Source organism: Pantoea sp. C1E2 (genome assembly GCF_056491465.1).
This window is the reverse complement of sequence record NZ_JBSZHT010000002.1, coordinates 3,561,022-3,587,730: the sequence shown is the minus strand read 5'-3', so window position 1 is coordinate 3,587,730 and position 26,709 is coordinate 3,561,022. Positions and strand designations below refer to the sequence as shown.

At 54.8% G+C, this 26,709-nt stretch carries 25 protein-coding genes; 20 read left to right on the top strand and 5 right to left on the bottom strand.

What is annotated here, in order from left to right:
• The first annotated feature begins 29 nt into the window (after window positions 1–29).
• From mazG to queE, 4 genes are all read left to right on the top strand, one after another.
• Window positions 30–836: a nucleoside triphosphate pyrophosphohydrolase gene (gene mazG / locus ACXI0A_RS17160; protein WP_476147552.1), complete on the top strand. Its 807-nt coding sequence runs from the start codon at window positions 30–32 to the stop codon at window positions 834–836.
• A 235-nt stretch (window positions 837–1,071) separates the two neighbouring features.
• Window positions 1,072–2,709: a glutamine hydrolyzing CTP synthase gene (gene pyrG / locus ACXI0A_RS17155; RefSeq protein WP_224933395.1), complete on the top strand. Its 1,638-nt coding sequence runs from the start codon at window positions 1,072–1,074 to the stop codon at window positions 2,707–2,709.
• A gap of 77 nt (window positions 2,710–2,786) precedes the next feature.
• Window positions 2,787–4,082 carry a phosphopyruvate hydratase gene (gene eno / locus ACXI0A_RS17150; protein WP_084936397.1) on the top strand — a complete coding sequence of 432 codons (1,296 nt, stop codon included), beginning with the start codon at window positions 2,787–2,789 and terminating at the stop codon, window positions 4,080–4,082.
• 149 nt (window positions 4,083–4,231) lie between these two features.
• Window positions 4,232–4,903 carry a 7-carboxy-7-deazaguanine synthase QueE gene (gene queE, locus ACXI0A_RS17145; protein WP_224933394.1) on the top strand — a complete coding sequence of 224 codons (672 nt, stop codon included), beginning with the start codon at window positions 4,232–4,234 and terminating at the stop codon, window positions 4,901–4,903.
• A 107-nt stretch (window positions 4,904–5,010) separates the two neighbouring features.
• Here queE and ACXI0A_RS17140 read toward each other — a convergent pair whose 3' ends face one another.
• Complete coding sequence (locus tag ACXI0A_RS17140; protein WP_476147554.1) at window positions 5,011–5,610, bottom strand: inorganic diphosphatase; 600 nt, start codon at window positions 5,608–5,610, stop codon at window positions 5,011–5,013.
• Between the two features lie 129 nt (window positions 5,611–5,739).
• Entirely contained in the window at window positions 5,740–6,102 is a 363-nt protein-coding gene (gene queD, locus ACXI0A_RS17135) for a 6-carboxytetrahydropterin synthase QueD (RefSeq protein ID WP_176505758.1), read from the bottom strand.
• A gap of 294 nt (window positions 6,103–6,396) precedes the next feature.
• Between queD and cysJ the strand changes: the two genes are divergently transcribed.
• Genes cysJ through ACXI0A_RS17120 form a run of 3 tightly spaced genes read left to right on the top strand, consistent with a single transcriptional unit; the run spans window position 6,397 to window position 10,657 of the window.
• On the top strand, window positions 6,397–8,202 hold the full coding sequence (cysJ, locus tag ACXI0A_RS17130; RefSeq protein ID WP_476147556.1) for an NADPH-dependent assimilatory sulfite reductase flavoprotein subunit: 1,806 nt from the start codon (window positions 6,397–6,399) through the stop codon (window positions 8,200–8,202).
• Window positions 8,202–9,926 (top strand): assimilatory sulfite reductase (NADPH) hemoprotein subunit, encoded by a 1,725-nt coding sequence (gene cysI, locus ACXI0A_RS17125; protein WP_476147557.1) that lies wholly within the window; start codon window positions 8,202–8,204, stop codon window positions 9,924–9,926. The genes cysJ and cysI overlap by 1 nt, the downstream gene beginning before the upstream one ends.
• Entirely contained in the window at window positions 9,923–10,657 is a 735-nt protein-coding gene (locus tag ACXI0A_RS17120; RefSeq protein ID WP_224933390.1) for a phosphoadenylyl-sulfate reductase, read from the top strand. Before cysI ends, ACXI0A_RS17120 begins: the two co-directional genes overlap by 4 nt.
• A gap of 105 nt (window positions 10,658–10,762) precedes the next feature.
• On the opposite strand, the gene ACXI0A_RS17115 is transcribed toward ACXI0A_RS17120, so the two are convergent.
• Window positions 10,763–11,047 carry a YciI family protein gene (locus ACXI0A_RS17115; protein ID WP_224933389.1) on the bottom strand — a complete coding sequence of 95 codons (285 nt, stop codon included), beginning with the start codon at window positions 11,045–11,047 and terminating at the stop codon, window positions 10,763–10,765.
• 9 nt (window positions 11,048–11,056) lie between these two features.
• Window positions 11,057–12,076: an aminopeptidase gene (locus ACXI0A_RS17110; RefSeq protein WP_476147560.1), complete on the bottom strand. Its 1,020-nt coding sequence runs from the start codon at window positions 12,074–12,076 to the stop codon at window positions 11,057–11,059.
• Between the two features lie 248 nt (window positions 12,077–12,324).
• On the opposite strand from ACXI0A_RS17110, the gene cysG reads away from it, so the two are divergent.
• The 13 genes from cysG to rpoS all read left to right on the top strand — a co-directional run bounded on the left by cysG (window position 12,325) and on the right by rpoS (window position 23,757).
• On the top strand, window positions 12,325–13,740 hold the full coding sequence (cysG, locus tag ACXI0A_RS17105; RefSeq protein WP_476147562.1) for a siroheme synthase CysG: 1,416 nt from the start codon (window positions 12,325–12,327) through the stop codon (window positions 13,738–13,740).
• A 9-nt stretch (window positions 13,741–13,749) separates the two neighbouring features.
• The gene (cysD, locus tag ACXI0A_RS17100; protein WP_100703628.1) at window positions 13,750–14,658 is read left to right on the top strand and encodes a sulfate adenylyltransferase subunit CysD; all 909 of its coding nucleotides are present in this window, start codon (window positions 13,750–13,752) and stop codon (window positions 14,656–14,658) included.
• Between the two features lie 10 nt (window positions 14,659–14,668).
• Window positions 14,669–16,096 carry a sulfate adenylyltransferase subunit CysN gene (gene cysN, locus ACXI0A_RS17095; protein ID WP_476147563.1) on the top strand — a complete coding sequence of 476 codons (1,428 nt, stop codon included), beginning with the start codon at window positions 14,669–14,671 and terminating at the stop codon, window positions 16,094–16,096.
• On the top strand, window positions 16,096–16,701 hold the full coding sequence (gene cysC / locus ACXI0A_RS17090; protein WP_224933385.1) for an adenylyl-sulfate kinase: 606 nt from the start codon (window positions 16,096–16,098) through the stop codon (window positions 16,699–16,701). Before cysN ends, cysC begins: the two co-directional genes overlap by 1 nt.
• A 56-nt stretch (window positions 16,702–16,757) precedes the next feature.
• Window positions 16,758–17,078, top strand: coding sequence for a DUF3561 family protein (locus tag ACXI0A_RS17085; RefSeq protein WP_224933384.1), 321 nt, complete (start codon window positions 16,758–16,760; stop codon window positions 17,076–17,078).
• 171 nt (window positions 17,079–17,249) lie between these two features.
• Window positions 17,250–17,567: a cell division protein FtsB gene (ftsB, locus tag ACXI0A_RS17080; protein WP_007893240.1), complete on the top strand. Its 318-nt coding sequence runs from the start codon at window positions 17,250–17,252 to the stop codon at window positions 17,565–17,567.
• Window positions 17,568–17,570: 3 nt separating this feature from the next.
• Window positions 17,571–18,287, top strand: a complete 717-nt coding sequence (ispD, locus tag ACXI0A_RS17075; RefSeq protein WP_476147564.1) for a 2-C-methyl-D-erythritol 4-phosphate cytidylyltransferase — start codon at window positions 17,571–17,573, stop codon at window positions 18,285–18,287.
• Window positions 18,287–18,769, top strand: coding sequence for a 2-C-methyl-D-erythritol 2,4-cyclodiphosphate synthase (ispF, locus tag ACXI0A_RS17070; RefSeq protein WP_476151014.1), 483 nt, complete (start codon window positions 18,287–18,289; stop codon window positions 18,767–18,769). Before ispD ends, ispF begins: the two co-directional genes overlap by 1 nt.
• Window positions 18,766–19,809 carry a tRNA pseudouridine(13) synthase TruD gene (truD, locus tag ACXI0A_RS17065; protein ID WP_476147565.1) on the top strand — a complete coding sequence of 348 codons (1,044 nt, stop codon included), beginning with the start codon at window positions 18,766–18,768 and terminating at the stop codon, window positions 19,807–19,809. The genes ispF and truD overlap by 4 nt, the downstream gene beginning before the upstream one ends.
• A gap of 217 nt (window positions 19,810–20,026) precedes the next feature.
• On the top strand, window positions 20,027–20,788 hold the full coding sequence (surE, locus tag ACXI0A_RS17060) for a 5'/3'-nucleotidase SurE (protein ID WP_476151015.1): 762 nt from the start codon (window positions 20,027–20,029) through the stop codon (window positions 20,786–20,788).
• On the top strand, window positions 20,782–21,408 hold the full coding sequence (locus tag ACXI0A_RS17055; RefSeq protein WP_476147567.1) for a protein-L-isoaspartate(D-aspartate) O-methyltransferase: 627 nt from the start codon (window positions 20,782–20,784) through the stop codon (window positions 21,406–21,408). Before surE ends, ACXI0A_RS17055 begins: the two co-directional genes overlap by 7 nt.
• Window positions 21,409–21,574: 166 nt before the next feature.
• Window positions 21,575–22,714 (top strand): murein hydrolase activator NlpD, encoded by a 1,140-nt coding sequence (gene nlpD, locus ACXI0A_RS17050; protein WP_224933380.1) that lies wholly within the window; start codon window positions 21,575–21,577, stop codon window positions 22,712–22,714.
• Between the two features lie 50 nt (window positions 22,715–22,764).
• Window positions 22,765–23,757, top strand: a complete 993-nt coding sequence (gene rpoS, locus ACXI0A_RS17045; protein ID WP_039330767.1) for an RNA polymerase sigma factor RpoS — start codon at window positions 22,765–22,767, stop codon at window positions 23,755–23,757.
• Window positions 23,758–23,891: 134 nt separating this feature from the next.
• On the opposite strand, the gene mutS is transcribed toward rpoS, so the two are convergent.
• The gene (mutS, locus tag ACXI0A_RS17040) at window positions 23,892–26,453 is read right to left on the bottom strand and encodes a DNA mismatch repair protein MutS (protein WP_476147571.1); all 2,562 of its coding nucleotides are present in this window, start codon (window positions 26,451–26,453) and stop codon (window positions 23,892–23,894) included.
• Window positions 26,454–26,709: the final 256 nt, after the last annotated feature.

Genomic DNA, 26,709 nt, shown 5'->3' with positions numbered 1-26,709 from the left:
TTCCATTTTTAACTCCTAAGGATTTCCCCATGACAGCCCTGAATCGCCTGCTCACCATTATGCAAACCCTGCGCGACCCGGAACGCGGCTGCCCGTGGGATCGTCAGCAGACCTTCGCTTCCATCGCGCCTTACACGCTGGAAGAAACTTACGAAGTGATCGATGCCATTCAGCGTGAAGACTTTGACGATCTACGCGGTGAGCTCGGAGACCTGTTGTTCCAGGTGGTGTTTTACGCGCAGATGGCCGATGAGCAGCAGCGTTTTAACTTCGATGATATTTGCAACGCCATCAGCGACAAACTTGAGCGCCGCCATCCGCACATCTTCGGAGATGTGCAGGCTGAGACCACGCAGGAAGTACTGAAAAACTGGGAAGCGATCAAACACAGCGAGCGTGCCGAGAAGTCACAGCACTCAGCGTTGGATGACATACCTAAAGCTTTGCCTGCACTGATGCGCGCGCACAAAATTCAGAAGCGCTGTAGCACGGTGGGATTCGACTGGAATAACCTCGGGCCGGTGCTCGACAAAGTGCATGAAGAGATCGATGAAGTGATGCACGAAGCGCAGCAGGCGGTGGTCGATAACGACAAGCTGGAAGAGGAGATTGGCGATCTGCTGTTCGCCACCGTCAACCTTTCTCGTCATCTTGGTAGCAAAGCCGAAATCGCCTTGCAGAAAGCCAACGACAAATTTGAGCGCCGTTTCCGTCAGGTTGAAAAGATCATCACGGATCAGGGACTGGCGATGACCGATGCCACCCTGGATCAAATGGAAGCCGCCTGGCAGCAGGTGAAAGTCAGTGAGAACAAAGACTCAGCGATTATTCCATAAATTGCCGATTATTCCTGCGTTGTGCATAATTTGTCCGCTTGCGCTTACTCGATTCAGCCAAGCGGCAACTTTGTGACGCACGTCAACATTTCAACCCCACCTATCCGCTATGTTATCGGCAACAATGCGTGGGGGATGGTGTGATTCATCAATTGTGGCTTAAGACGACTTCGGGTATACTATTTTCCCGTCTTGGTTATTCCACCGTCTTTAAACCTAAACTCTCAGGTTCAGCATGACAACGAATTATATTTTTGTGACCGGCGGGGTCGTATCCTCTCTGGGCAAAGGCATTGCCGCAGCCTCCCTCGCAGCCATTCTTGAAGCACGTGGTCTGAATGTGACCATCATGAAACTCGATCCGTATATCAACGTCGATCCGGGTACCATGAGCCCAACGCAGCACGGTGAAGTGTTTGTTACCGATGATGGGGCCGAAACCGATCTGGACTTGGGTCACTACGAGCGCTTCATCCGTACCAAAATGTCGCGCCGCAACAACTTTACGACCGGTCGTATCTACTCAGAAGTGCTGCGCAAAGAGCGTCGCGGTGACTATCTGGGTGCCACGATTCAGGTCATCCCACACATCACCAACGCCATCAAAGAACGCATTATTGAAGGCGGCGAAGGTCATGATGTCGTGCTGGTGGAAATCGGCGGTACTGTAGGTGATATCGAATCCCTGCCGTTCCTCGAAGCGATTCGCCAGATGGCTGTCGATGTGGGCCGTGAACACACCATGTATATGCACCTGACGCTGGTGCCGTATATGGCGGCTGCAGGCGAAGTGAAAACCAAGCCAACCCAGCATTCAGTGAAAGAGCTGTTGTCGATCGGTATCCAGCCAGATGTGCTGATTTGCCGTTCTGACCGTGCCGTGCCGGCTAACGAACGTGCGAAGATCGCGCTGTTCTGTAACGTGCCGGAAAAAGCGGTTATTTCCCTGAAAGATGTGGATTCCATCTACAAGATTCCTGGCATGTTGAAATCACAGGGCCTGGATGACTATATCTGCAAGCGTTTCAATCTGAGCGCACCGGAAGCGAACCTGGCCGAATGGGAACAGGTGATTTACGAAGAAGCCAATCCGGGCGGCGAAGTGACTATCGGTATGGTCGGCAAATATGTCGAGCTGCCTGATGCGTACAAATCGGTGATTGAAGCGTTGAAGCACGGTGGCCTGAAAAATCGTGTGACCGTGAATATCAAGCTGATCGACTCGCAGGATGTGGAATCTCGCGGTGTCGAAATTCTGAAAGATCTGGATGCTATCCTGATCCCTGGTGGCTTCGGCTACCGTGGTGTGGAAGGCAAAATGCTCACCGCGCAGTATGCACGTGAGAACAATATCCCTTACCTGGGTATCTGCCTCGGTATGCAGATTGCGCTGATGGAATTCGCGCGCAACGTGGCTGGGATGGCTGACGCCAACTCAACGGAATTTGTGCCAGACTGTAAGTACCCAGTGGTTGCACTGATCACTGAATGGCGTGATGAAGAAGGTAACGTTGAGCAGCGTACAGAGCAGAGCGATCTGGGCGGCACCATGCGTCTGGGTAGCCAGCAGTGCCAGCTGACGCCGGAAAGCAAGGTGCGCCAGCTGTACGGTACTGACGTGATTACTGAACGTCACCGCCATCGTTATGAAGTGAACAATCTGCTGTTGAAGCCGATTGAAGCGGCGGGTCTGCATATTGCGGGCCGTTCCGGCGACGACCAGCTGGTGGAGATCATCGAACTCCCGAACCATCCGTGGTTTGTAGCTTGTCAGTTCCACCCGGAATTCACGTCGACCCCGCGTGATGGTCATCCGCTGTTCGCTGGCTTTGTAAAAGCCGCGCAGGAGCACCAGAAGCGGTTAGCGAAGTAAGAGTTTAACGAACAGCGCGCGAACTTTTCGCGCGTTGTTTGTCTTAGGATTGACTAACTTGTACTGAGGAAAATCGAATGTCCAAAATCGTAAAAGTCATCGGTCGCGAAATCATCGACTCCCGTGGCAACCCGACTGTAGAAGCAGAAGTGCATCTGGAAGGCGGTTTCGTTGGTCTGGCTGCAGCGCCATCAGGTGCTTCAACCGGTTCTCGCGAAGCACTGGAGCTGCGTGACGGTGACAAATCTCGTTTCCTGGGCAAAGGTGTAACCAAAGCGGTTGCAGCTGTTAACGGTCCTATCGCTGGTGCGGTAACCGGTAAAGATGCCAAAGACCAGGCGAACATCGATAAGATCATGATCGAGCTGGACGGTACTGAGAACAAATCCAACTTCGGCGCTAACGCCATTCTGGCGGTTTCTCTGGCAGCAGCTAAAGCGGCTGCGGCTTCTAAAGGCCTGCCACTGTACGCGCACATCGCTGAACTGAACGGCACCCCAGGCAAATACTCTATGCCACTGCCAATGATGAACATCATCAACGGTGGTGAGCACGCCGACAACAACGTCGACATCCAGGAATTCATGATTCAGCCTGTGGGCGCGAAAAACGTGAAAGAAGCCATCCGTATGGGTTCTGAAGTTTTCCACAACCTGGCAAAAGTTCTGAAAGCCAAAGGCATGAGCACTGCGGTAGGTGACGAAGGTGGCTACGCGCCAAACCTGGGTTCTAACGCTGAAGCACTGGCTGTTATCGCTGAAGCGGTAAAAGCAGCAGGTTACGAGCTGGGCAAAGACATCACCCTGGCGATGGACTGTGCGGCTTCTGAATTCTATAAAGACGGCAAATATGTGCTGGCTGGCGAAGGCAACAAAGCGTTCACCTCTGAAGAGTTCACCCACTTCCTGGAAGATCTGACCAAACAGTACCCAATCGTTTCTATCGAAGATGGTCTTGATGAGTCTGACTGGGCGGGCTTCGCTTACCAGACTAAAGTTCTGGGCGACAAAATTCAGCTGGTAGGTGACGACCTGTTCGTCACCAACACCAAGATCCTGAAAGAAGGTATCGATAAAGGCATCGCTAACTCCATCCTGATCAAATTCAACCAGATCGGTTCTCTGACCGAAACCCTGGCTGCAATCAAGATGGCAAAAGACGCGGGCTACACTGCGGTGATCTCACACCGTTCAGGTGAAACCGAAGATGCTACCATCGCTGACCTGGCGGTAGGTACTGCAGCGGGCCAGATCAAAACCGGTTCAATGAGCCGTTCTGATCGCGTAGCTAAGTACAACCAACTGATTCGTATCGAAGAAGCGCTGGGCGACAAAGCCCCGTTCAACGGTCTGAAAGAAGTTAAAGGCCAGTAATGGTCTGTTGATGTGGCCTCAGGGGCCGCATCATCGCTGATAAAGCCCCGCCTCGTGCGGGGCTTTTGTTTTTTTGACACGAAGCAGCTGTGAACGCACCGCGAAAATCTGCCATAATCCCCGCCTCGAAATTTAGACGTGAGTGAAAAATGTTCTACCCGATTAACGAAATGTTCCAGACCCTGCAGGGTGAAGGTTTTTACACCGGTGTTCCGGCGCTGTTCATCCGCTTACAGGGATGTCCAGTGGGCTGTAGCTGGTGTGATACCAAGCATACCTGGGAAAAGCTGGCCGATCGGGAGACTTCGCTGGGCGATATTTTGGTGAAAACCGTGGAGAGTGACGCCTGGGGCAGTGCCGATGCGGCAATGCTGATCGAGACCATTCAACGTCAGGGCTGGACCGCGCGCCATGTGGTGATCACTGGCGGTGAACCGGCTATTTTTGATTTGCGTCCATTGACTGAGGCGCTGGAAGTGGCCGGTTTTGAGTGCCAGATTGAGACCAGCGGTACCCATGAAGTGCACTGTTCTGACGCCACCTGGGTGACGGTTTCACCGAAGGTGAATATGCGCGGCGGTTATGACGTGTTGCCGCAGGCGTTGCAGCGTGCGGATGAGATTAAACATCCTGTGGCACGTGAGCGTGATGTCGAAGCGTTGGATGTGTTACTGGCAGGCTTGCACGATGACAAGAAGCGCATCGTGGCGCTGCAACCGATCAGTCGTGGCGATGCGGCCACCAAACTGTGCATTGATACCTGCATTGCGCGTAACTGGCGTCTTTCGATGCAGACGCATAAGTATTTGAATATTGCCTGATTAATTCGGTGCGCATCAATGCGCACCCTACAAAAAATTGCACAGGCACCGTAGGGTCGCCATTCATGGCGACCTTGCCCATGACCGCACCGGTCCAGCCATCTGTTTTACTGCTTGGCTTTATAAGCGTCGAAGGCCTGTTTGATCTCAGTTTTGGCTTTCGCCGCATCTTCAAAACCATTCAGTTCGACTTTCTTACGGCCATCTGGCAACTGCTTATACACGCGGAAGAACGCCTGCAGACGCTCCTGCTCCATTTTTGGCAGATCGCTCATCTCTTTAATGTCATCGTAAGTCGGGTCGATTTTGCTGGTCGGAACCGCAACAATCTTGTCGTCCACTTCGCCGCCATCGATCATTTTCAGTACGCCGATCGGACGCAGTTTGATCAGCGTCCCCGGTTGTAGTGGCGCGCGGGTGTAGAAGATCACGTCCAGCGGATCCTTATCACCACCCAGAGACTGAGTCAGTGAACCATAGTTAGCCGGGTAGGCAACCGGCATCGACTGGAAACGGTCAGCGACGATAAAACCGGTTTTCGCGTCGGTTTCATATTTGATCATGCCGCCAGCGGGAATTTCAGTCACGGCATAGAACTCATCCGGGACATTTTCTGGCTGCGGAAAATCCAGTACGTTTTGCGCCTGAACGGTGGCAGAGGCGGAAACCAGCAAAGCGATAACAGAAAGGCGTTTAAAGAAGTTCATTGTTGATTCTCTTGATCTTTAATGAAGGAGACAACAACGTAGAGGGGGCGGATGACAGGGAGATGAAGTGAACGTAAAGAAGCGTATAGCTGAAAGTCAGGCTGCACTGCGGCAGCCCGTCAACAGTGATTAACCTTTATAAGTACAACCTGCGGTACAGGTTTCTTTGATCATCACTGCGCTCAGTTCTGGCAGGATCGGCTTCATCTGATCCCAAATCCATTTTGCCAGCACTTCACTGGTCGGATTTTCCAGGCCTGGAATATCATTCAGATAGTGATGATCGAGACGATCATAAATCGGCATAAACGCCGCCTTCAGTTCGGCAAAATCCATTACCCAACCGGTATGCGCATCCACTTCACCGGTAATTTCTAATCGAACCAAAAACGAATGGCCGTGCAGACGACCACACTTATGCCCTTCAGGCACATGCGGCAGGCGGTGAGCAGATTCGAACTGGAACTCTTTAAACAGCGTGGTAGACATAATGGCTCTCAGACTTAAAAACCGCCGAATTCTACCTGAATCACAGATTTTTCGCACCCGCTTACGATGAAAAGGGCATTTTGCGCTCTCTATGGCCTGAAAGGCTTAATTAACTGATTGAATAACCGTGCCTTTATTTACCACTTTTGCCGATTACAATTACCCGAAAAACCACTTAGTCATTTTGGTTATTAATTATGTCGAAGGCTTATTTAATCGTTAATATACAGCCCGGTAACCTACCCACTCTTCCGCCATTTATCGGTCCGGACTTCAGACACTGGAATTTTTAACGCGATGACGACTCAGGCACCAGGTTCAATGCTCCCGCTTAATCCGGAGCAACTCGCGCGCTTACAGGCAGCGACCACGGATTTTAATACCACGCAGATGGCCTGGCTCTCCGGCTACTTCTGGGGCATGGTCAATCAGACGCCGGGCGCTGTTGCTGCACCTGCGCCAGTGCAGGCCGAGGTGCCAACCATCACGCTGATTTCTGCTTCGCAAACCGGTAATGCTCGTCGCCTGGCGGAACAGTTGCGCGATGATCTGCTGGCCGCCAAGTTAAGCGTTAATCTGGTCAACGCCGGTGACTACAAGTTCAAGCAAATCGGCCAGGAGAAATTACTGGTCGTAGTCACTTCTACTCAAGGTGAAGGTGAGCCACCGGAAGAAGCGGTCGCTCTGCATAAATTCCTGCTGTCTAAGAAGGCGCCGAAATTTGCGGCCGGCTCCGCGTTTGCGGTGTTTGGCCTCGGTGACACCTCTTATGAATTCTTCAGCAAAGCCGGTAAAGACTTTGATGAGCGTCTGGCGGAACTGGGTGCAGAACGTCTGCTGGATCGTGTTGATGCCGACGTGGAGTATAAAGAGCAAGCCACGGCCTGGCGTCAGCAGCTGACTGAAATCCTGAAAGCGCGTGTGCCGAGTGAACCTTCTGTGGTGGCGGCTGTGACGGCTTCTGGCGTGGTGAACGACATCCACAGCAGCCCGTACAGCAAAGAAGCGCCACTGACCGCCAGCTTTGCCGCTAATCAAAAAATCACCGGTCGTGATTCCGATAAAGACGTGCGCCATATCGAAATTGATTTAGGCGAGTCAGGACTGCGTTACCAGCCGGGCGATGCGCTGGGCGTATGGTTTGAGAACGATGCCGAACTGGTGCAGGAGTTATTGCAACTGGTGTGGCTGAAAGGTGATGAGTCCGTTGAAGTGAAGGGCGAAACCTTGCCGCTGACTGAGGCACTGCAAAAACATTATGAGCTGACGGTGAATACCCCGCAGATTGTTGAGCAGTATGCGGTGCTGTCGCGCAATGATGCACTGCTGGCGCTGGCGGGCGATAAACCGAAGCTGCAGAGCTATGCGCAGAGCTTCCCGATTGTCGATATGATGCGCCAGGCACCGACCGAATTGAATGCCGAACAGTTGACGGGTTTGCTGCGACCACTGACGCCGCGTCTTTACTCTATCGCTTCATCACAAGCGGAAACCGACACCGAAGTGCATATCACTGTCGGCGCGGTGCGCTACGAGATTGATGGCCGTCAGCGTGGCGGTGGTGCTTCAACCTGGCTGGCGGATCGCATCGAAGAAGACGGCGAGATCCGCGTGTTCATCGAACACAACGACAACTTCCGTCTGCCGGCGAATCCGGAGACCCCGGTGATCATGGTGGGCCCAGGCACCGGTATCGCGCCGTTCCGTTCCTTTATGCAGCAGCGTGATAACGATGGCGCAGGCGGCAAAAACTGGCTGTTCTTTGGTAACCCGCACTTCACTGATGATTTCCTTTATCAGGTGGAATGGCAGAAATACGTGAAAGACGGTTTGCTGACCAACATTGATTTAGCGTGGTCGCGCGACCAGGCTGAGAAAATATACGTACAAGATAAAATCCGCGCTAAAGGGGCGGAAGTGTGGCGCTGGATTGAAGAGGGCGCACACCTTTACGTCTGCGGCGACGCCAATCGCATGGCGAAAGACGTTGAGCAGGCATTACTGGATGTGGTGGTCGAACACGGCGGCATGGATCGTGAAACGGCTGACGAATTTTTAAGTGAGCTGCGCATTGAGCGCCGTTATCAGCGAGACGTTTACTAATGAGCGAAAAACATCCTGGACCGCTGGTCGTTGAAGGCAAGCTGGTCGACGCTGAGCGTCTGAAAAAACAGAGTAACTACCTGCGTGGCACCATCCTCGAGGATCTCGATGAGGGGCTGACCGGCGGCTTCAGCGGCGATAACTTCCTGCTGATCCGTTTCCACGGCATGTACCAGCAGGACGACCGCGATATTCGTGCGGAGCGTGCGGCGCAGAAACTCGAACCGCGCCACGCGATGATGCTGCGTTGCCGTCTGCCGGGCGGCATCATTACGCCAACGCAGTGGCTGGCGATTGATAAGTTCGCTACCGATAAAACTATTTATGGCAGCATCCGTCTGACCAACCGTCAGACCTTCCAGTTTCACGGCATTCTGAAGAAGAACGTGAAGCCGACACACCAGATGCTGCATGAAGTCGGTCTCGACGCGCTGGCGACTGCCAACGACGTGAACCGTAACGTGCTGTGTACCTCGAATCCAGTGGAGTCGGAGTTGCATCAGGAAGCCTACGAGTGGGCGAAAAAGCTCTCCGAGCACCTGCTGCCGCAAACCCGCGCTTACGCGGAGATTTGGTGGGATAAAGAGAAGGTTGCTACCACGGATAAAGAGCCGATCCTGGGTGAGACCTATCTGCCGCGTAAATTCAAAACCACCGTGGTGGTGCCGCCGCATAACGATGTCGATCTGCATGCCAACGATCTGAACTTCATCGCTATTGCTGAGAATGGCAAGCTGATTGGCTTTAACCTGCTGGTCGGCGGTGGTTTGTCGATCGATCACGGTAACAAAGCGACTTATGCGCGTACCGCCAGCGAGTTTGGTTATCTGCCGGTGGAGAAGATCCTTGATGTCGCCGCCGCGGTGGTCACCACGCAGCGCGACTGGGGCAACCGTACCGATCGTAAAAATGCCAAAACCAAATACACGCTGGAGCGTGTTGGCGTTGATACCTTCAAAGCCGAAGTGGAAAAGCGTGCCGGCCTGACGTTTGAACCGATTCGTCCTTACGCGTTTACCACGCGTGGAGACCGCGTGGGTTGGGTGAAAGGCATTGATAAGAAATGGCACCTGACGCTGTTTATCGAAAACGGCCGTCTGATGGATTATCCGGGCCGTCCACTGAAGCGCGGCATTGCCGAAATCGCTAAAATTCATCAGGGCGATTTCCGTTTGACCGCCAATCAGAACCTGATCGTCGCCGGTGTACCAGAGAAGCAAAAAGCGCAGATCGAAGCCATCGCCCGTGAACACGGTTTGATGGAAGCGGTAACGCCGCAGCGCGAGAATTCAATGGCCTGCGTGGCCTTCCCGACCTGCCCATTAGCGATGGCCGAAGCCGAGCGCTTCCTGCCTTCGTTTGTGACCAGGGTGGAAGAGATCATGCATAAGCACGGCGTGGGTGAAGAGCACATAGTGCTACGCGTTACCGGTTGCCCGAACGGCTGTGGCCGTGCTTTGCTGGCAGAGTTAGGTCTGGTGGGTAAAGCACCTGGCCGCTACAACCTACACATTGGCGGCAACCGCATGGGTACGCGCATTCCACGCATGTACCGCGAGAACATCAACGAAGGCGAAATTCTGGCCAGCATCGATGAGCTGGTGGCGCGCTGGGCAACCGAGCGCCAGGCCGATGAAGGCTTCGGTGACTTCGTGATCCGCGCTGGCATCATCAAAGCCGTGTTGGATCCCGCCCGTGATTTTTGGGACTCGGAGGCAGTATGACGGTACTTGATCTCGCAGCACTGAATAGTGGCAGCAAAGTCGATCGCATCATGGCACTGGCTGAAAGCAACGTGCAGCTGGAGAAACTCTCCGCTGAGCAGCGCGTAAGCTGGGCGCTGGAGAATATGCCGGGCGCGTTTGTGCTGTCTTCCAGCTTTGGTATTCAGGCGGCGGTTCTGCTGCATATGGTGACGCAGCAGAAACCGGATACGCCGGTGATCCTGACCGATACCGGCTATCTGTTCCCGGAAACTTACCGTTTTATTGATGAGTTAACCGGGAAGCTCAATCTCAATCTGCAAATCTTCCGTGCCGAGACCTCGGCGGCGTGGCAGGAAGCGCGCTATGGCAAACTGTGGGAGCAGGGCGTCGAAGGGATTGAGCAGTACAACCAGATTAATAAAGTTGAGCCAATGAACCGTGCGCTGGAAACACTGGGCGCGCAAACCTGGTTCGCCGGTTTACGCCGTGACCAGTCTGGCAGCCGTGCCAGTTTGCCGGTGCTGGCGGTGCAGCGTGGCGTGTTCAAGATTTTGCCAATCATTGACTGGGATAACCGTCAGGTGCATCAGTACCTGAAGCAGCATGGCCTGAAGTACCATCCGCTGTGGGACGAAGGTTATCTGTCAGTGGGCGATACGCACACCACCAAAAAATGGGAACCGGGCATGGCAGAAGAAGAAACACGCTTCTTTGGCTTAAAGCGCGAGTGCGGATTGCACGAGGGCTGATGCAGAAAACGGCTGAAAATCGTAGCGGCGTGATTTATCGCGCCTACCTTTAGCGCCTCTAACGCTGTCAGGCGCACGATAAATCGTGCCGCTACGACTTGAACCTTAGATTCCTTTCAAGCCTGCAAACGCATCCGCTGCGCGCGTCACGTTCACTTTTGTTACCTCATAGTGAGCCACGGCGACAAACGGATCTTCTGCCAGAATCACATCCAGTTGGGCACGATCCATATCCTTCACCAGCACCATACCGCCAGTGCGCGGATCTTTACGGCCTGCTGCAATAAAGTCACCGCTGTCAAAGTAACGATCCAGCCACTCAATGTGCGGCGCCAGCAGCGCATCCGCTTCTTCTGCAGGACGGAAATAGTTGAGATACACCACGTACATAGCAAATCCTTAAGTTGTTGGGTTAGCCAGCTCGGTGACCAGCGGCAGTAAGATCTTCACGCTGTCACGCGTGCGTTGCGTAATCCGGCCCGGTAGCCAGCGATCCAGATAATTGAGGTTATCGCGATCGGTTTGATGGCGTACATTGCCCTCCGGGAAGTGGCTACTGTGCGCCCGCTGCTGCTGTCCGTCTTTATTACCCAGCGCCCAGTTGGCGGCGGTGACATCCAGCAGCGGCATGCCGGCTTTATCAAACGGATTGACCCCAGGATAGTCGCGTGCCGTCAGCGTATGGCTGGCGGCGGAAATACCGTAGCGATGCGCTAGCTGCACGGCGCGCGAGCTGGTCTGCTTGCGGACTGCGGAGGGGGTATTGGCGCCACTGTTAAAGTAGAGGTGATCGCCGACGATCAGGCTGTTGAGATCAATCACCAGCAGGGTATTTTTCTTTTCCTGAGCACTCATGCGCGACAGGTAATCATCCATTCCATGCAGTCCGGCCTCACCGGCACTCAGCGCGACAAAGCGTACGCCATAATGCAGTGGCGTTTTACTCAGCTGTTGTGCCAGTTCAAGCATGACACCCAGACCGGACGCATTGTCGTCCACACCTTGTAAACGCAGGCCGCCCAGATTGTTATCCGCTTCATGGCGGCTGAGGGGCGTCCAGGTATCGAGATGGGTGACGATCAGAATCTCTTGCGGCACCGCGCCGCTGCGCGCGGCGATCACCGAAGTGGCGGATACCTTACGCGGGCGCGTCTCGCCCTTGCGCTCTGACCAGTTATAGCTGGTATTGAACTGGCGGGTATTACTCTTATACCCCAGCTCGGTGAATTGCTGCTGCAGGTAATCGGCCGTCATCAGCTCGGCCGGGCTGCCGCTCATGCGGCCGGGGAAATAGGTAGCGATATGGCGTAGCTGCTGTTCAGCAAAATGCCCGGGCGCGTAAGTTGTTGCATGGGCAAATAAAGGCAAACCGTCCGCGATCAGTGCGGCCAGCACGGTGCGGCGGAGAGTGGCAAACATAGTTAGGGTCCTTTTCTGACATCCCGTCATGCTAAAAAAATTCCGAGTTAGTATGAAACTGTGACCGCGATTGCACAATTTGAATTGCTCCGAAACATCAGCAATATCATTTGTTAAGCACAAATTGTTATCAGCATTCCTGGGGCGTTATTCCATTCGGTAACTACTAATGCCAATTCGTAATTTCATCTGCCAGAAGGCGGGGACGTATAGTCGCGTTAACTTATTGTAAAACTAGCAAGGTTAACGTGGATTATCTGCCTCTCTTTGCCGATCTCAAAAACCGTCCGGTGCTGGTTGTCGGCGGTGGTGAAATCGCTGCGCGTAAAATCGAACTGCTGCGACGTGCCGGTGCGCGCGTATTGGTAGCAGCGCGCGACCTCGGCCATGAGTTGCAGGCGCTGCTGGAGATTGACGCGATAGAATGGATCGCGCACCGCTTCGAACCCGCACAGTTGGATGGCGTGTTTTTAGTGATCGCTGCCACTGATGATAACGCGCTCAATGCGCAGGTGTTTGATGCCGCCAACGCACGCCACAAGCTGGTCAACGTGGTCGACGACCAGCCCAAGTGCAGCTTTATCTTCCCTTCTATTGTTGATCGCTCTCCATTGGTGGTGGCGATCTCTTCCAGTGGCACCGCGCCGGTTCTCGCGCGTTTACTGCGTGAAAAAATCGAGGCGCTGCTGCCTGCTAACTTAGGCCAGATGGCCGAAGTCGCAGGACAGTGGCGTGACAAGGTTAAACAGCGTTATCACAACATGTCGGAACGTCGTCGTTTCTGGGAGCGCGCTTTTAATGGTCTGTTTGCCAGCCAGATGTCGGCTGGCAACGTCAACGAAGCGCGCCGTACGCTGGATCATGAGTTAGAGAACGACAGCGACAACCAGGGTGAAATCACCTTAGTGGGAGCCGGCCCGGGAGATAGCGGTTTGCTGACGCTGCGTGGCTTACAGGTCATGCAGCTGGCGGATGTGGTGCTGTATGACCATCTGGTGAGCGACGAAGTGCTGGAGCTGGTACGCCGCGATGCCGATCGCATCTGCGTCGGCAAGCGTGCGGGCGCGCACTCCGTTTCTCAGGAAGAGACCAATGCAATGCTGGTCGAGCTGGCGCAGCAGGGCAAGCGCGTGGTGCGTTTGAAAGGCGGCGATCCCTTTATCTTTGGTCGCGGCGGCGAAGAGCTGCAGGCGGCGAAAGCAGCGGGCATTCCGTTCCAGGTGGTGCCGGGCATTACCGCGGCAGCGGGTGCCACTGCCTATGCCGGGATTCCGTTAACCCATCGCGATCACGCGCAGAGCGTGCTGTTTGTCACCGGCCACTTACGCAGTGATAGCGAAGGCATTGACTGGCCAACGCTGGCGCGTGCGCGTCAGACGTTAGCGATTTACATGGGCACGTTGAAAGCGGCAGAAATTGCGGCGGGCCTTATCGAACATGGACGCGCGGCTTCAACGCCGGTAGCCGTAATTGGCTGCGGCACGCGTCAGAATCAACAAGTGCTGACCGGTACCTTAGATCAGCTTGAGGCGCTGGCGGTTGCCGCGCCCACACCGGCCCTGATTGTGGTGGGTGAAGTGGTGAATTTGCACGGGCAATTAGCCTGGTTCCAACATTCGGCACAGCAGGGGGCTCGCGAGTCCGCCGTTGTCAATTTGGCTTGAGGAAAAATTATGGACCAAAATCGTCTTACTCATCTGCGCCAGCTGGAGGCAGAGAGTATCCATATCATCCGCGAGGTGGCGGCCGAGTTCAGCAATCCGGTGATGATGTACTCCATCGGCAAAGACTCCTCGGTGATGCTGCATCTGGCGCGTAAAGCCTTCTATCCGGGCACGCTGCCATTTCCGCTGCTGCACGTTGATACCGGCTGGAAATTCCGCGAAATGTACGAGTTCCGCGATCGCACGGTAAAAAATATGGGTGCCGAGTTGCTGGTGCACCGCAATCCGGAAGGCGTGGCGATGGGCATCAACCCGTTCGTCCACGGTAGCGCCAAACACACCGACATCATGAAAACCGAGGGCCTGAAGCAGGCGCTGAATAAGTACGGTTTTGATGCCGCCTTCGGTGGCGCGCGTCGTGACGAAGAGAAGTCGCGTGCCAAAGAGCGTATTTATTCGTTCCGCGATCGTTTCCATCGCTGGGATCCGAAAAATCAGCGTCCTGAGCTGTGGCATAACTACAACGGCCAGATTAACAAAGGCGAAAGCATTCGCGTGTTCCCGCTCTCCAACTGGACCGAGCTGGATATCTGGCAGTACATCTTCCTGGAAAACATCGAGATCGTTCCGCTGTACCTCGCGGCGCCACGTCCGGTGCTGGAGCGTGATGGCATGCTGATGATGATCGATGATGACCGTATCGATCTGCAACCTGGTGAAGTGATCAAACAGCGTATGGTGCGTTTCCGTACCCTCGGCTGCTGGCCGCTGACCGGCGCGGTGGAATCCGAAGCGCAGACGCTGCCGGAAATTATTGAAGAGATGCTGGTCTCCACCACCAGTGAACGCCAGGGCCGCATGATTGACCGCGACCAGGCCGGTTCGATGGAAATGAAGAAACGTCAGGGTTATTTCTAAGGAGACGCAGATGAATACCGTAATTGCACAACAGATTGCCGATCAGGGTGGCGTAGAAGCCTGGCTGACCGCGCAACAACACAAAAGCCTGCTGCGTTTCCTGACCTGCGGTAGCGTCGACGACGGCAAAAGTACGCTGATTGGTCGTCTGCTGCATGACACCCGTCAGATTTATGAAGATCAGCTCTCCTCGCTGCACAACGACAGCAAGCGTCACGGCACCCAGGGCGAAAAGCTCGATCTGGCCTTGCTGGTGGATGGCCTGCAAGCCGAGCGTGAGCAGGGCATTACCATTGATGTGGCATATCGCTATTTCTCCACCGAGAAGCGCAAATTTATCATCGCCGACACGCCGGGGCATGAGCAGTACACCCGCAACATGGCGACCGGTGCGTCGACTTGTGATTTGGCGATTCTGCTGATTGATGCGCGTAAAGGCGTGCTGGATCAAACCCGTCGCCACAGCTTTATCTCCACGCTGCTGGGCATCAAGCACCTGGTGGTCGCCATCAACAAGATGGATCTGGTGGATTACAAGCAGGAGACCTACGAGCAGATCAAACAGTCTTACCTCGATTTCGCCGGCCAGCTGCCGGAAGATCTCGATATCCGCTTTGTGCCGATGTCTGCACTGGAAGGGGATAACGTCGCCACGCCGAGTGTGACCATGCCATGGTATAGCGGCCCAACGCTGCTCGATGTGCTGGAAACCGTAGAGCTGAAGCGCGTGGTGGATCACCAGCCGATGCGTTTCCCGGTGCAGTATGTGAACCGTCCGAACCTCGATTTCCGTGGCTATGCCGGTACGCTGGCGTCGGGCACGGTGCAGGTGGGTCAGCGCGTCAAGGTGCTGCCGTCCGGTGTCGAGTCAACCATTTCGCGCATTGTGACCTTTGACGGTGACCTGCAGGAAGCGTCAGCGGGTGAGGCCATTACGCTGGTGCTGAAAGATGAGATCGACATCAGCCGTGGCGATCTGCTGGTCGATGCCGCCGCCGAGTTGCAAGCGGTGCAGTCTGCCACCGTTGATGTGGTGTGGATGGCAGAACAGCCGCTGCAGCCGGGTCAGAGCTATGAAGTGAAGATCGCCGGTAAGAAAGCGCGTGGTCGTATCGAGAAGATCATCCATCAGGTTGAGATCAACACGCTGGAGAAACGCGCGGTGGAAAGCCTGCCGCTGAACGGCATTGGGCTGGTTGAAATCACCTTTGATGAGCCGATGGTGCTGGATGCGTATCAGCAAAACCCGGTGACTGGCGGCATGATCTTTATCGATCGTCTGAGCAATGTCACGGTCGGTGCAGGTATGATCAATCAGCCACTGACGGATGTGCGTGGGCAAGCTGGTCAGTTTAGTGATTTCGAACTGGAGTTGAATGCGCTGGTGCGTCGTCACTTCCCACACTGGAATGCGCGCGACCTGCTGGGTGGCAAGTAATGGCCCAACACGACGACAATGTGGTGTGGCATGACCATCCGGTGACGCGTGATGAGCGCGAACAGCAGCACGGCCATCAGGGCGTGGTGCTGTGGTTTACCGGGCTGTCAGGCTCGGGTAAATCCACGGTGGCCGGCGCGCTGGAGCAGGTGCTGCATCGCGCGGGCGTCAGCACCTATCTGCTGGATGGTGACAATGTGCGTCACGGCCTGTGCCGTGACCTCGGCTTCAGCGATGATGATCGTAAAGAGAATATTCGTCGCGTGGGTGAAGTGGCGAAACTGATGGTGGATGCCGGTTTAGTGGTATTGACCGCCTTTATCTCGCCGCATCGCGCGGAACGCCAGATGGTGCGTGACTTACTGGGTGCCGGGCAGTTTATCGAGGTGTTTGTCGATACGCCGCTGGCCGTGTGTGAAGCGCGCGATCCCAAAGGTTTGTACAAAAAAGCCCGAGCCGGTGAGCTGCGTAATTTCACTGGTATCGACAGTGTTTATGAGGCGCCAGACGCGCCGGAAATCCATCTTGATGGCGAACAATTGGTTACAAAACTGAGTGCCCAATTGTTAGACCTCCTGCGCCACCGCGATATCATCAGATCCTGAACCGACAGCGGCAAATCTCATCAGGTTTGCCGCGTTTAAGCGTCAACAGGATCTCTATGCAGAACGTTACCCCCATGCTGGCACGCAAAGATGAACGCACCCCGGATGAGTCTCGCTCATCATTACCGGGCGGCGTGATTGGCTTTCTCTCGTACTGGTGCGCGCTGGCGATTCCGTTCATGCTTTACGGCTCCAACACGCTGTTCTTTTTCCTCTACACGTGGCCATTCTTTCTCGCGCTGTTACCGGTTTCGGTGCTGATTGGCATCGTTCTGAGCTTAATGATTCGCGGGCGCCTGTTCTGGAGTGGGGTACTTACCACTATCGTGGTGGTGTGTCTGTTCTGGATGCTGTTCTCATTTCTCTCCGGTTGGTAATCCGATCCTGATGTGCAAACGCATCGGCAGGTTACAAAACTTTACCTGCCGTCCCGCTTTTAACCTTGCTGTTTTTTGTACAGACAATCGTCTGCTGGGAGCATTTTCGCTGTCACTGTGGAGTCCTGTGCGAAGTTATGGGATGATTGGGCCGTTTTTCAGGGGGCGGGGATGGGTAAACTGACGCTACTGTTGCTCGTGCTGCTGGGATGGCTCCAATATTCCTTGTGGCTGGGTAAGAACGGTATTCATGACTATACGCGCGTCAACGAAGACGTCGCGTCGCAGCAGGCGAATAACGCCAAACTCAAAGCACGTAACGATCAGTTGTTTGCCGAAATTGATGACCTCAATGGCGGTTCAGAAGCAATTGAGGAACGTGCACGTAATGAACTGGGCATGATTAAGCCCGGTGAGACTTTCTATCGTCTGGTGCCAGACCAGAACAAACGTAACGCGCAACAAGCTGCGCAAAATCAACAACGATAAACCATGAACAACCTCTCTTCCCTTGCGGATGTGATTGCCGTGGTACCTGCCGCAGGCGTGGGCAGCCGTATGCAGGCTGCCTGCCCAAAACAGTATCTGACCATCGGTCAATTTACCCTTCTTGAACACAGCGTCGCGCGCTTACTGTCGCATCCTGCTGTTAAGCAAGTGATCGTGCCAATCAGTCCTGATGACGGTTGGTTTGATTCGCTGCCACTGGCACAGGATCCACGCGTGTTGCGCGTGACGGGTGGTGATACGCGTGCCGAGTCAGTGCTGGCAGGACTTCAGGCAATTCGACACAGTGAATGGGTGCTGGTGCACGATGCCGCGCGTCCATGCTTGCATCCGGATGACCTGGCACGACTGCTGGCAGTGCGCGAGCACAGCAAAGTCGGGGCGATTCTGGCAGCGCCGGTGCGCGACACCATGAAGCGCGCTGAGCCCGGTAAAGCGGCGATTGCTCACACTGTGGAGCGTGAGGATTTGTGGCACGCGCTGACGCCGCAATTTTTCCCGCATCAGTTACTCACGGCGTGCCTGACGCGCGCACTCCACGAAGGCGCTACCATTACTGATGAAGCATCGGCGCTGGAGTATTGCGGTTACCATCCCGAGTTAGTCAGCGGACGCAGCGACAATATCAAGGTGACGCGGCCAGAAGATCTGGCGCTGGCGGCCTTCTATCTAACCCAGATTCAGTTAAAGGAGAGCGCATGATGCGTATCGGCCACGGTTTTGACGTTCACGCGTTTGGCGGCGAAGGTCCGTTGGTGATTGGCGGGGTGCGTATTCCCTTCGAACACGGTTTTATCGCCCATTCGGATGGCGACGTGGCGCTGCATGCGCTGACGGATGCGCTGCTGGGTGCGGTGGCGATGGGTGATATCGGCAAGCTGTTCCCGGACACCGAACCGGCCTTTAAAGGGGCTGACAGCCGTGGCTTGCTGCGCGAAGCCTGGCGTCGTATCCAGCTGAAAGGCTATCGCATTGGTAACGTTGACGTGACCATCATCGCGCAGGCGCCGAAAATGCTGCCGCATGTGCCGCAGATGCGCGTCAACATCGCAGAAGATCTGGGTTGCCATATGGATGATGTCAACGTGAAAGCCACCACCACGGAAAAGCTCGGCTTTACGGGCCGTGGCGAAGGCATTGCCTGTGAAGCGGTGGCGTTACTGGTGAAGGCCGATAACGCATGAGTGAGTTGCTCTACCTGCACGGCGTGCCAACCGCAACGGGCGTCATCAAAGCCAATCCTGAAGACTTCGTGGTCATCGAAGACCTCGGCTATCCCTATGATGGCGAGGGCGAACAGGTACTGGTGCGCATTCGGAAAATTGGCTGTAACACGCGTTTCGTCGCTGAGGCTATCGCTAAATTCCTCGGCGTACATCAGCGCGATATGAGTTATGCCGGCATGAAGGATCGCCATGCGGTGACCGAGCAGACGCTGTGTTTCCGCGTGCCGGGAAACGCAATGCCAAATCTGGCGGGCTTCCAGCTGGAAGGCGTGGAAATTCTGCAGGTGATTCGCCACAAGCGTAAATTACGCACCGGTGCGCTGGCGGGAAATGCGTTCCGTTTGATCGTACGTCAGATTTCCGATCGTGATGAAGTAGAAGGGCGGTTGCAGCGCATTCAGCAAAGCGGCGTGCCTAACTACTTTGGTGAACAACGTTTTGGCCGTGGCGGCAACAACCTGACGCAGGCAAAGCTGTGGGCTGAAGAGAAATTCCGCCCGCGCGACCGCAGCATGAAAGGTATTTTGCTGTCCGCTGCGCGCAGCCAACTGTTTAATCAGGTCACCAGCGCGCGTTTGCAGCGCGATGGGGTGTTGGATCAGGTGCAGGCGGGTGATGCACTGCAGTTGGCCGGTCGCGGCAGTTGGTTTGTGGCGCAGGCGGAAGAGCTGGCGGAATTGCAGCAGCGTGTGAATCACCATGAATTGCGCATCACCGCGCCGCTCGCCGGGCGAGGTGATCTGGGTCCTCAGGGAGATGCGTTGGCCTTTGAGCAGGCTAATCTGTCACCTGCTGCGGATTTGCTGGCGCTGCTGGAACGTGAGCGCGTTGATGCGGCGCGCCGCGCCATGCTGGTGTTGCCAAAAGATCTATGCTGGAACTGGTGGGATGACGTGACGCTGGAGATGCAGTTCTGGCTGCCAGCCGGGAGTTTCGCCACCAGCGTGGTGCGTGAACTGTTGAGTAACGGTGCCGCTGCGCCTATCAACGATGAATAACCCTACTTTACCCGGCCTCAACGCCGGGTAAATATCTGCTCCGGCTGCATAATGTTGCGGCAAACGCCGGAAGTTCCGTGATTTACGCCTACCACTTCCCGCGCCTCACCGCTAGAATGCAAACATCTTCGTCTCGCCAGATCTTCTTTATTCGGCACCCCAACAGCGGATGCCAGGCGAGCTGAGGGCCAGTTGAATGAACAAAGGTCAGGAACAGATGCGGATATTGCTCAGCAACGACGATGGAATTCATGCCCCCGGCATTCAGACGCTGGCTCGCGCACTGCGTGAGTTTGCGGAGGTGCAGGTTGTCGCGCCCGATCGCAATCGAAGTGGCGCATCAAATTCCCTGACGTTAGAAACCCCGCTGCGTACTTTTACCCATGAGAATGGTGACATCGCCGTCCAGATGGGCACGCCGACGGATTGTGTGTTTCTCGGGGTCAACAAACTGATGCAGCCGCGTCCGGATATTGTGGTTTCAGGCATTAACGCCGGCCCCAATCTGGGTGATGACGTGATCTACTCTGGCACCGTGGCTGCCGCGATGGAAGGGCGTCATCTCGGACTGCCCGCGCTGGCAGTTTCACTCAACGGCCATCAACACTACGCCACCGCCGCGGCGGTGGCCTGCACGCTGTTGCGTGCATTGTCCCGCGCACCGCTGCGCACCGGGCGTATCCTGAATATTAATGTGCCCGATTTACCGCTAGCGGAAATCAAAGGTTTTCGCGTAACGCGTTGCGGCAGCCGCCATCCGGCCGATCAGGTGATTTGTACGGAAGATCCGCGTGGCCATACGCTGTACTGGATTGGCCCGCCGGGTGAAAAATTGGATGCAGGCCCTGATACCGATTTCGCTGCGGTAGATGCAGGTTACGTATCGCTGACGGCATTGCATGTCGATCTCACTGCACATGCGGCGCAGGAAGTTTTAAGTGACTGGTTGGTCGAGGCTGAGGTAAATCTCGCATGGTGAACCGACGCATCGAAGCGCTGTTAGAGCAACTGCGTGCGCAGGGTATTCACGATGAGCACCTGTTAAAAGCTATCGCCGATGTCCCGCGTGAACGCTTTATCGATGAGGCGTTTGAACATAAAGCCTGGGAAAACGTTGCGCTGCCCATTGGCAGTGGCCAGACGATTTCACAGCCCTATATGGTGGCGCGGATGACCGCGTTACTTGAACTGAACCCGGAATCGCGCGTGCTGGAAATCGGCACCGGTTCGGGCTATCAGACCGCTATTCTGGCCCATTTGGTCAATCACGTTTATTCCGTTGAGCGCATTAAAGGGTTGCAATGGCAGGCCAAGCGCCGCCTGAAACAACTCGACTTGCACAATATTTCGACTCGTCATGGCGACGGTTGGCAAGGTTGGGCGGCACGTGGCCCGTTTGATGCCATCATTGTCACCGCTGCACCCCCTGAAATTCCGACTGCGCTGATAGCGCAATTAGGTGAGGGTGGCAAAATGGTGCTGCCAGTAGGCGAAGATCAGCAGGTTTTAAAGCGTTTACGTCGTCAGGGTGGTGAATTGATTGAAGAAATCATCGAACCCGTCCGCTTCGTTCCGTTAGTTCAGGGCGATCTGGCCTGAGCCATTGCTACGTAAATCTTCACAACTGTTACATGGCATGGCGCAGTTGATATTGTTACTATCCTTGTTAATCAATGTGAAAGACCGTATTCCGCCTGTTGCGCAGTGAATAATGCGGTCACAACCATGAAACAGTTACATCCAGGATTGCCATAACGGGGGATCAATGAGCACGGGAAGCACAGTATTTCAATTACGCCGTTTGGCGGCACTTTCACTGGTAGGTTTTTGGCTGGCGGGTTGTAGCTCAGGCGACAACACGCAGGCTCCGATTAGCCAGATTGGCGGCGGCGGGGACAGCGGCATGGCGTCCGCACCCAGCGGTGGCATGGGCTCTGCACCGAGCGGTGGCATGATGTCCTCACAGAACAGCACCGTGCCGGCTATGCCGCGCGGCGGAATGTTAAGCGGTGGTACACCATCGGCTGCGCCGTCCGGTGGAATGGTTAGTGGTAATAATAATGTGGTTACCGAAAATGGTCGCATTGTGTACAACCGCAATTATGGGAATATTCCGAAAGGCAGTTACGGCGGTGAGACCTATACCGTCAAACGTGGCGATACCCTGTTCTATATTGCCTGGATTACCGGCAATGACTTCCGCGACCTGGCGCAACGCAACAACGTCGCGGCCCCGTATGGCCTGGAAGCCGGGCAAGTGCTGCAGGTTGGCAACGGTAATGGCCAGACCATCACCGGTGGCAACGCGATAACCGCAGCGGATGCGACGCAGGGCGGCGTGCCGGTAGCGGCTAACCAGACGCAAATAAAATCAGCCCCTGTTGCACAGCAACCTGTTATTACGTATTCTGATGATTCGGGTTCGACAGGCGGTAAAATGCTGCCGTCGAAAGGGGCAAATAATGTGGCAACGACCACAGCTCCGGTTACCGCACCGCCTACAGTCAGCAGCACGACGAATAGCACAACTCCAGTGGGAAGCTGGCGTTGGCCGACTGATGGGAAGATCATCGATAACTTCTCCGCTGCGGAAGGCGGAAATAAAGGGGTCGATATCGCCGGTTCGCGTGGACAACCTGTTATAGCCACTGCATCAGGAAGAGTGGTTTACGCAGGCAACGCGCTCCGTGGGTACGGTAATTTAATCATCATCAAACACAACGATGATTACCTGAGTGCTTACGCCCATAACGATTCCATGCTGGTTCGGGAACAACAGGAAGTTAAGGCGGGGCAAAAAATAGCTACCATGGGTAGCACCGGAACCAGTTCGGTAAGATTACATTTTGAAATTCGTTACAAGGGGAAATCCGTAAACCCGTTGCGTTATTTACCGCAGCGATAATCCGGCAGAACCTTGGTGTTCTGCCCTTGGATCACGGGTAGGAGCCGCTTATGAACCAGAATACGCTGAAAGTTAACGAGTTACATGAAGATGCGGAATTCGAGGAGAACGGAGCTGAGGTTTTTGATGAGAAGGCTCTCGTTGAGAACGAACCTGGTGATAGCGAAGTAGCTGAAGAAGAGCTGTTGTCACAGGGTGCGACGCAACGCGTTTTGGATGCGACGCAGCTTTACCTCGGAGAGATTGGTTACTCTCCACTGTTAACAGCGGAAGAAGAAGTCTTCTTCGCCCGTCGTGCATTGCGAGGTGACATTCCTTCTCGTCGCCGCATGATTGAAAGTAATTTACGCCTGGTGGTGAAAATTGCCCGTCGTTATAGCAATCGTGGTCTGGCACTGCTGGATCTGATTGAAGAGGGTAATCTCGGCCTGATTCGTGCCGTAGAGAAGTTTGACCCAGAACGTGGGTTCCGTTTCTCAACATACGCCACCTGGTGGATTCGTCAGACTATTGAACGGGCGATCATGAATCAAACCCGTACCATTCGTCTGCCGATCCACATCGTTAAAGAGTTGAATGTTTACCTGCGTACCGCGCGTGAACTTTCGCACAAGCTTGACCATGAGCCGAGTGCAGAAGAGATTGCCGAGCAGTTAGACAAGCCAGTTGATGACGTAAGCCGTATGCTGCGTCTCAATGAGCGTATTACCTCGGTTGACACACCGCTGGGTGGAGATTCCGAAAAAGCGCTGCTGGATATCCTGGCCGATGAAAAAGACAACGGCCCGGAAGACACCACGCAGGACGATGATATGAAACAAAGCATCGTTAAGTGGTTGTTTGAATTGAATGCCAAGCAGCGTGAAGTGCTGGCGCGTCGTTTCGGCCTGTTAGGTTATGAAGCGGCAACGCTGGAAGATGTGGGCCGTGAGATCGGGTTGACCCGTGAACGTGTCCGTCAGATTCAGGTTGAAGGTCTGCGTCGTCTGCGTGAAATCTTGCAGACTCAGGGCCTCAACATCGAAGCACTATTTCGCGAATAAGCCGTAACTGGCAACAAGAACGGTGATCCTTGGGTCACCGTTTTTTTATGTCAGAAATCTGCCAGTACTTATCGCTGGAATCTGGCAGTACCTGCCAAAGGAAAGCGGCGCATCAGCACCGCCATTCCGTATGATTACACCAGCGTTTTAAGACGATAAATCCACTCCAGCGCCTGTTTTGGTGTAAGGCTATCAGGATCCAGCGCTTCTAACGCATCTACAGCTGGCGATGTTTCTGCTACCAGCAGCTGCATTTGCGATCCTTCTACCGTAGATGCCGCTGAACTGCCGGAGAGCGCTTCCAGCTCTTTTAGCTTGTTGCGCGCGCGTTTGATCACATCTTTCGGTACACCCGCTAATGCAGCAACCGCCAGACCATAACTTTTACTGGCTGCGCCATCCTGTACGCTGTGCATGAATGCAATGGTATCGCCATGCTCTACAGCATCGAGATGCACATTCACTACGCCTTCCATTTTTTCCGGCAGGGTGGTGAGTTCAAAGTAGTGGGTGGCAAACAACGTCATCGCTTTGATGCGATTCGCCAGGCTTTCCGCACAGGCCCACGCCAGCGACAACCCATCGTAGGTTGATGTGCCGCGACCGATTTCATCCATCAACACCAGACTGTTCTCCGTGGCGTTGTGCAGGATATTGGCCGTCTCGGTCATCTCGACCATAAAGGTTGAGCGGCCTGACGCCAGGTCATCAGCCGCACCGACACGCGTGAAGATGCGATCGATAGGACCAATCACGGTCTCTTCGGCTGGCACATAGCTGCCAATCCACGCCATCAGCGCAATCAATGCAGTCTGACGCATATAGGTACTTTTACCGCCCATGTTGGGACCGGTAATGATCAGCATGCGGCGCTGATTTGATAGCGACAGCGGGTTAGCAATGAACGGCTCTTTCAGCACCTGCTCCACGACAGGATGGCGGCCAGCGGTGATGCGAATGCCGGCTTTCTCCTGCAGCACCGGGCGGCAGTAATTCAGCGTCCAGGCACGTTCCGCCAGGTTAGCCAACACATCCAGTTCAGCCAGCGCCGCCGCACTGATCTGCAGTGCTTCAAGATGAGGCAGTAAGCTATCGAGTAACGCTTCGTACAGGCCTTTTTCCAGCGCCAGGGCTTTGCCTTTTGAGGTCAGTACTTTGTCTTCATACTCTTTCAATTCGGGAATAATGTAGCGCTCGGCGTTTTTCAACGTCTGGCGGCGGACATAGTGAATCGGCACCTGATGGCTTTGGCCGCGGCTGACCTGAATGTAGTAACCATGAATCGCGTTAAAACCGACCTTTAAGGTATCCAGACCTAACTTCTCTCGCTCACGAATTTCGAGGCGGTCGAGATAATCCGTAGCGCCGTCAGCCAGCGCGCGCCATTCATCTAATTCGGCGTTATAGCCAGGCGCAATCACACCACCGTCACGCACCAGCACGGGAGGGGATTCAATGACGGCTTGTTCCAGCAGCTCGCGCAGTTCAGCAAACTCACCCATCTGCGAACGCAAATTGACTAGCTGGATCGCCTCAACACCTTGCAACTGCTGATTCAGTTCCGGCAGTTGCTGGAAGGCATGTCGCATGCGAGCCAAATCACGCGGGCGCGCAGTGCGCAGTGCCAGGCGTGCCAGGATGCGTTCCAAATCGCCCACCTGGCGCAGTACCGGCTGCAATGCTTCACTCAGTGATTGCAGTTCGGCAATGGATTCCTGGCGCCGACCAATGGTGGTGACATCGCGCAGCGGCATGTGCAGCCAGCGCTTCAGCATACGGCTGCCCATCGGGGTGACGGTTTTATCCAGCACCGCTGCCAGGGTATTGTCGAGACCTCCAGCCAGGTTCTGCGTGATTTCCAGGTTGCGGCGGGTGGCTGCATCCATGATTACGCTGTCCTGCTGGCGCTCCATACTTAACGAGCGAATATGTGGCAGGGAGGTGCGTTGGGTGTCCTTAACATATTGAAGCAGGCAACCCGCTGCGCGCAGCCCCAGATGGGCCTGTTCAACACCAAAGCCGCTGAGATCACGCGTGCCAAATTGCAGGTTTAATTGCTGGCGTGCGGTGTCGATTTCATATTCCCACAGCGGACGACGGCGCAGACCACGACGCTGATCAATCAGCGCCATCGCCTGGAAATCTTCTGGGTAGAGCAGTTCGGCAGGGTTAGTACGCTGCAGTTCTGCCGCCATGGTCTCCTGATCGGCTGGTTCGCTCAGGCGAAAACGGCCCGAGCTGATATCGAGAGTGGCATAACCAAAACCGCGCGGGCTCTGGAAGATTGCCGCCAGCAAGTTATCCTGACGTTCCTGCAACAGCGCTTCATCACTGATGGTGCCGGGGGTCACAATGCGGACGACCTTACGTTCGACTGGGCCTTTGCTCAGTGCCGGATCGCCAATCTGTTCACAGATCGCCACGGATTCACCGAGCTGGACCAGTTTCGCCAGGTAACCTTCAACAGCATGATAAGGCACGCCCGCCATCGGGATGGGTTCACCCGCTGACGCGCCGCGTTTCGTGAGTGAAATCTCCAGCAGTTGCGAGGCTCGCCTGGCGTCGTCGTAGAACAGCTCGTAAAAATCGCCCATGCGATAAAACAGCAGGATTTCGGGATGGTCAGCCTTCAGGCGCAGGTATTGCTGCATCATGGGCGTGTGGCCAGTAAAGTCCATTTGCGCTGCTCCTTTCATCTCGTTTTCGCTCAAAATTCACTCGTTCGATCATGGCTGCCCGACATGAGCAGGCCAGCGTGGTGCGTTATCCTACAGATGGATAACCAAAGCGCAGATATTAACATTTTGCCCTGCGCGCATCATCCGCTCGCAATGGATTCTGGCTGCCGACCTTAACAAATTGCGACAAGCAGTAAAAAGCAAAATCTGGTGTTAAAGATAAAGTGTGGATCCGTTCCGCAAATTTTCGCTGCAACCCACTGAAACCAGGGAA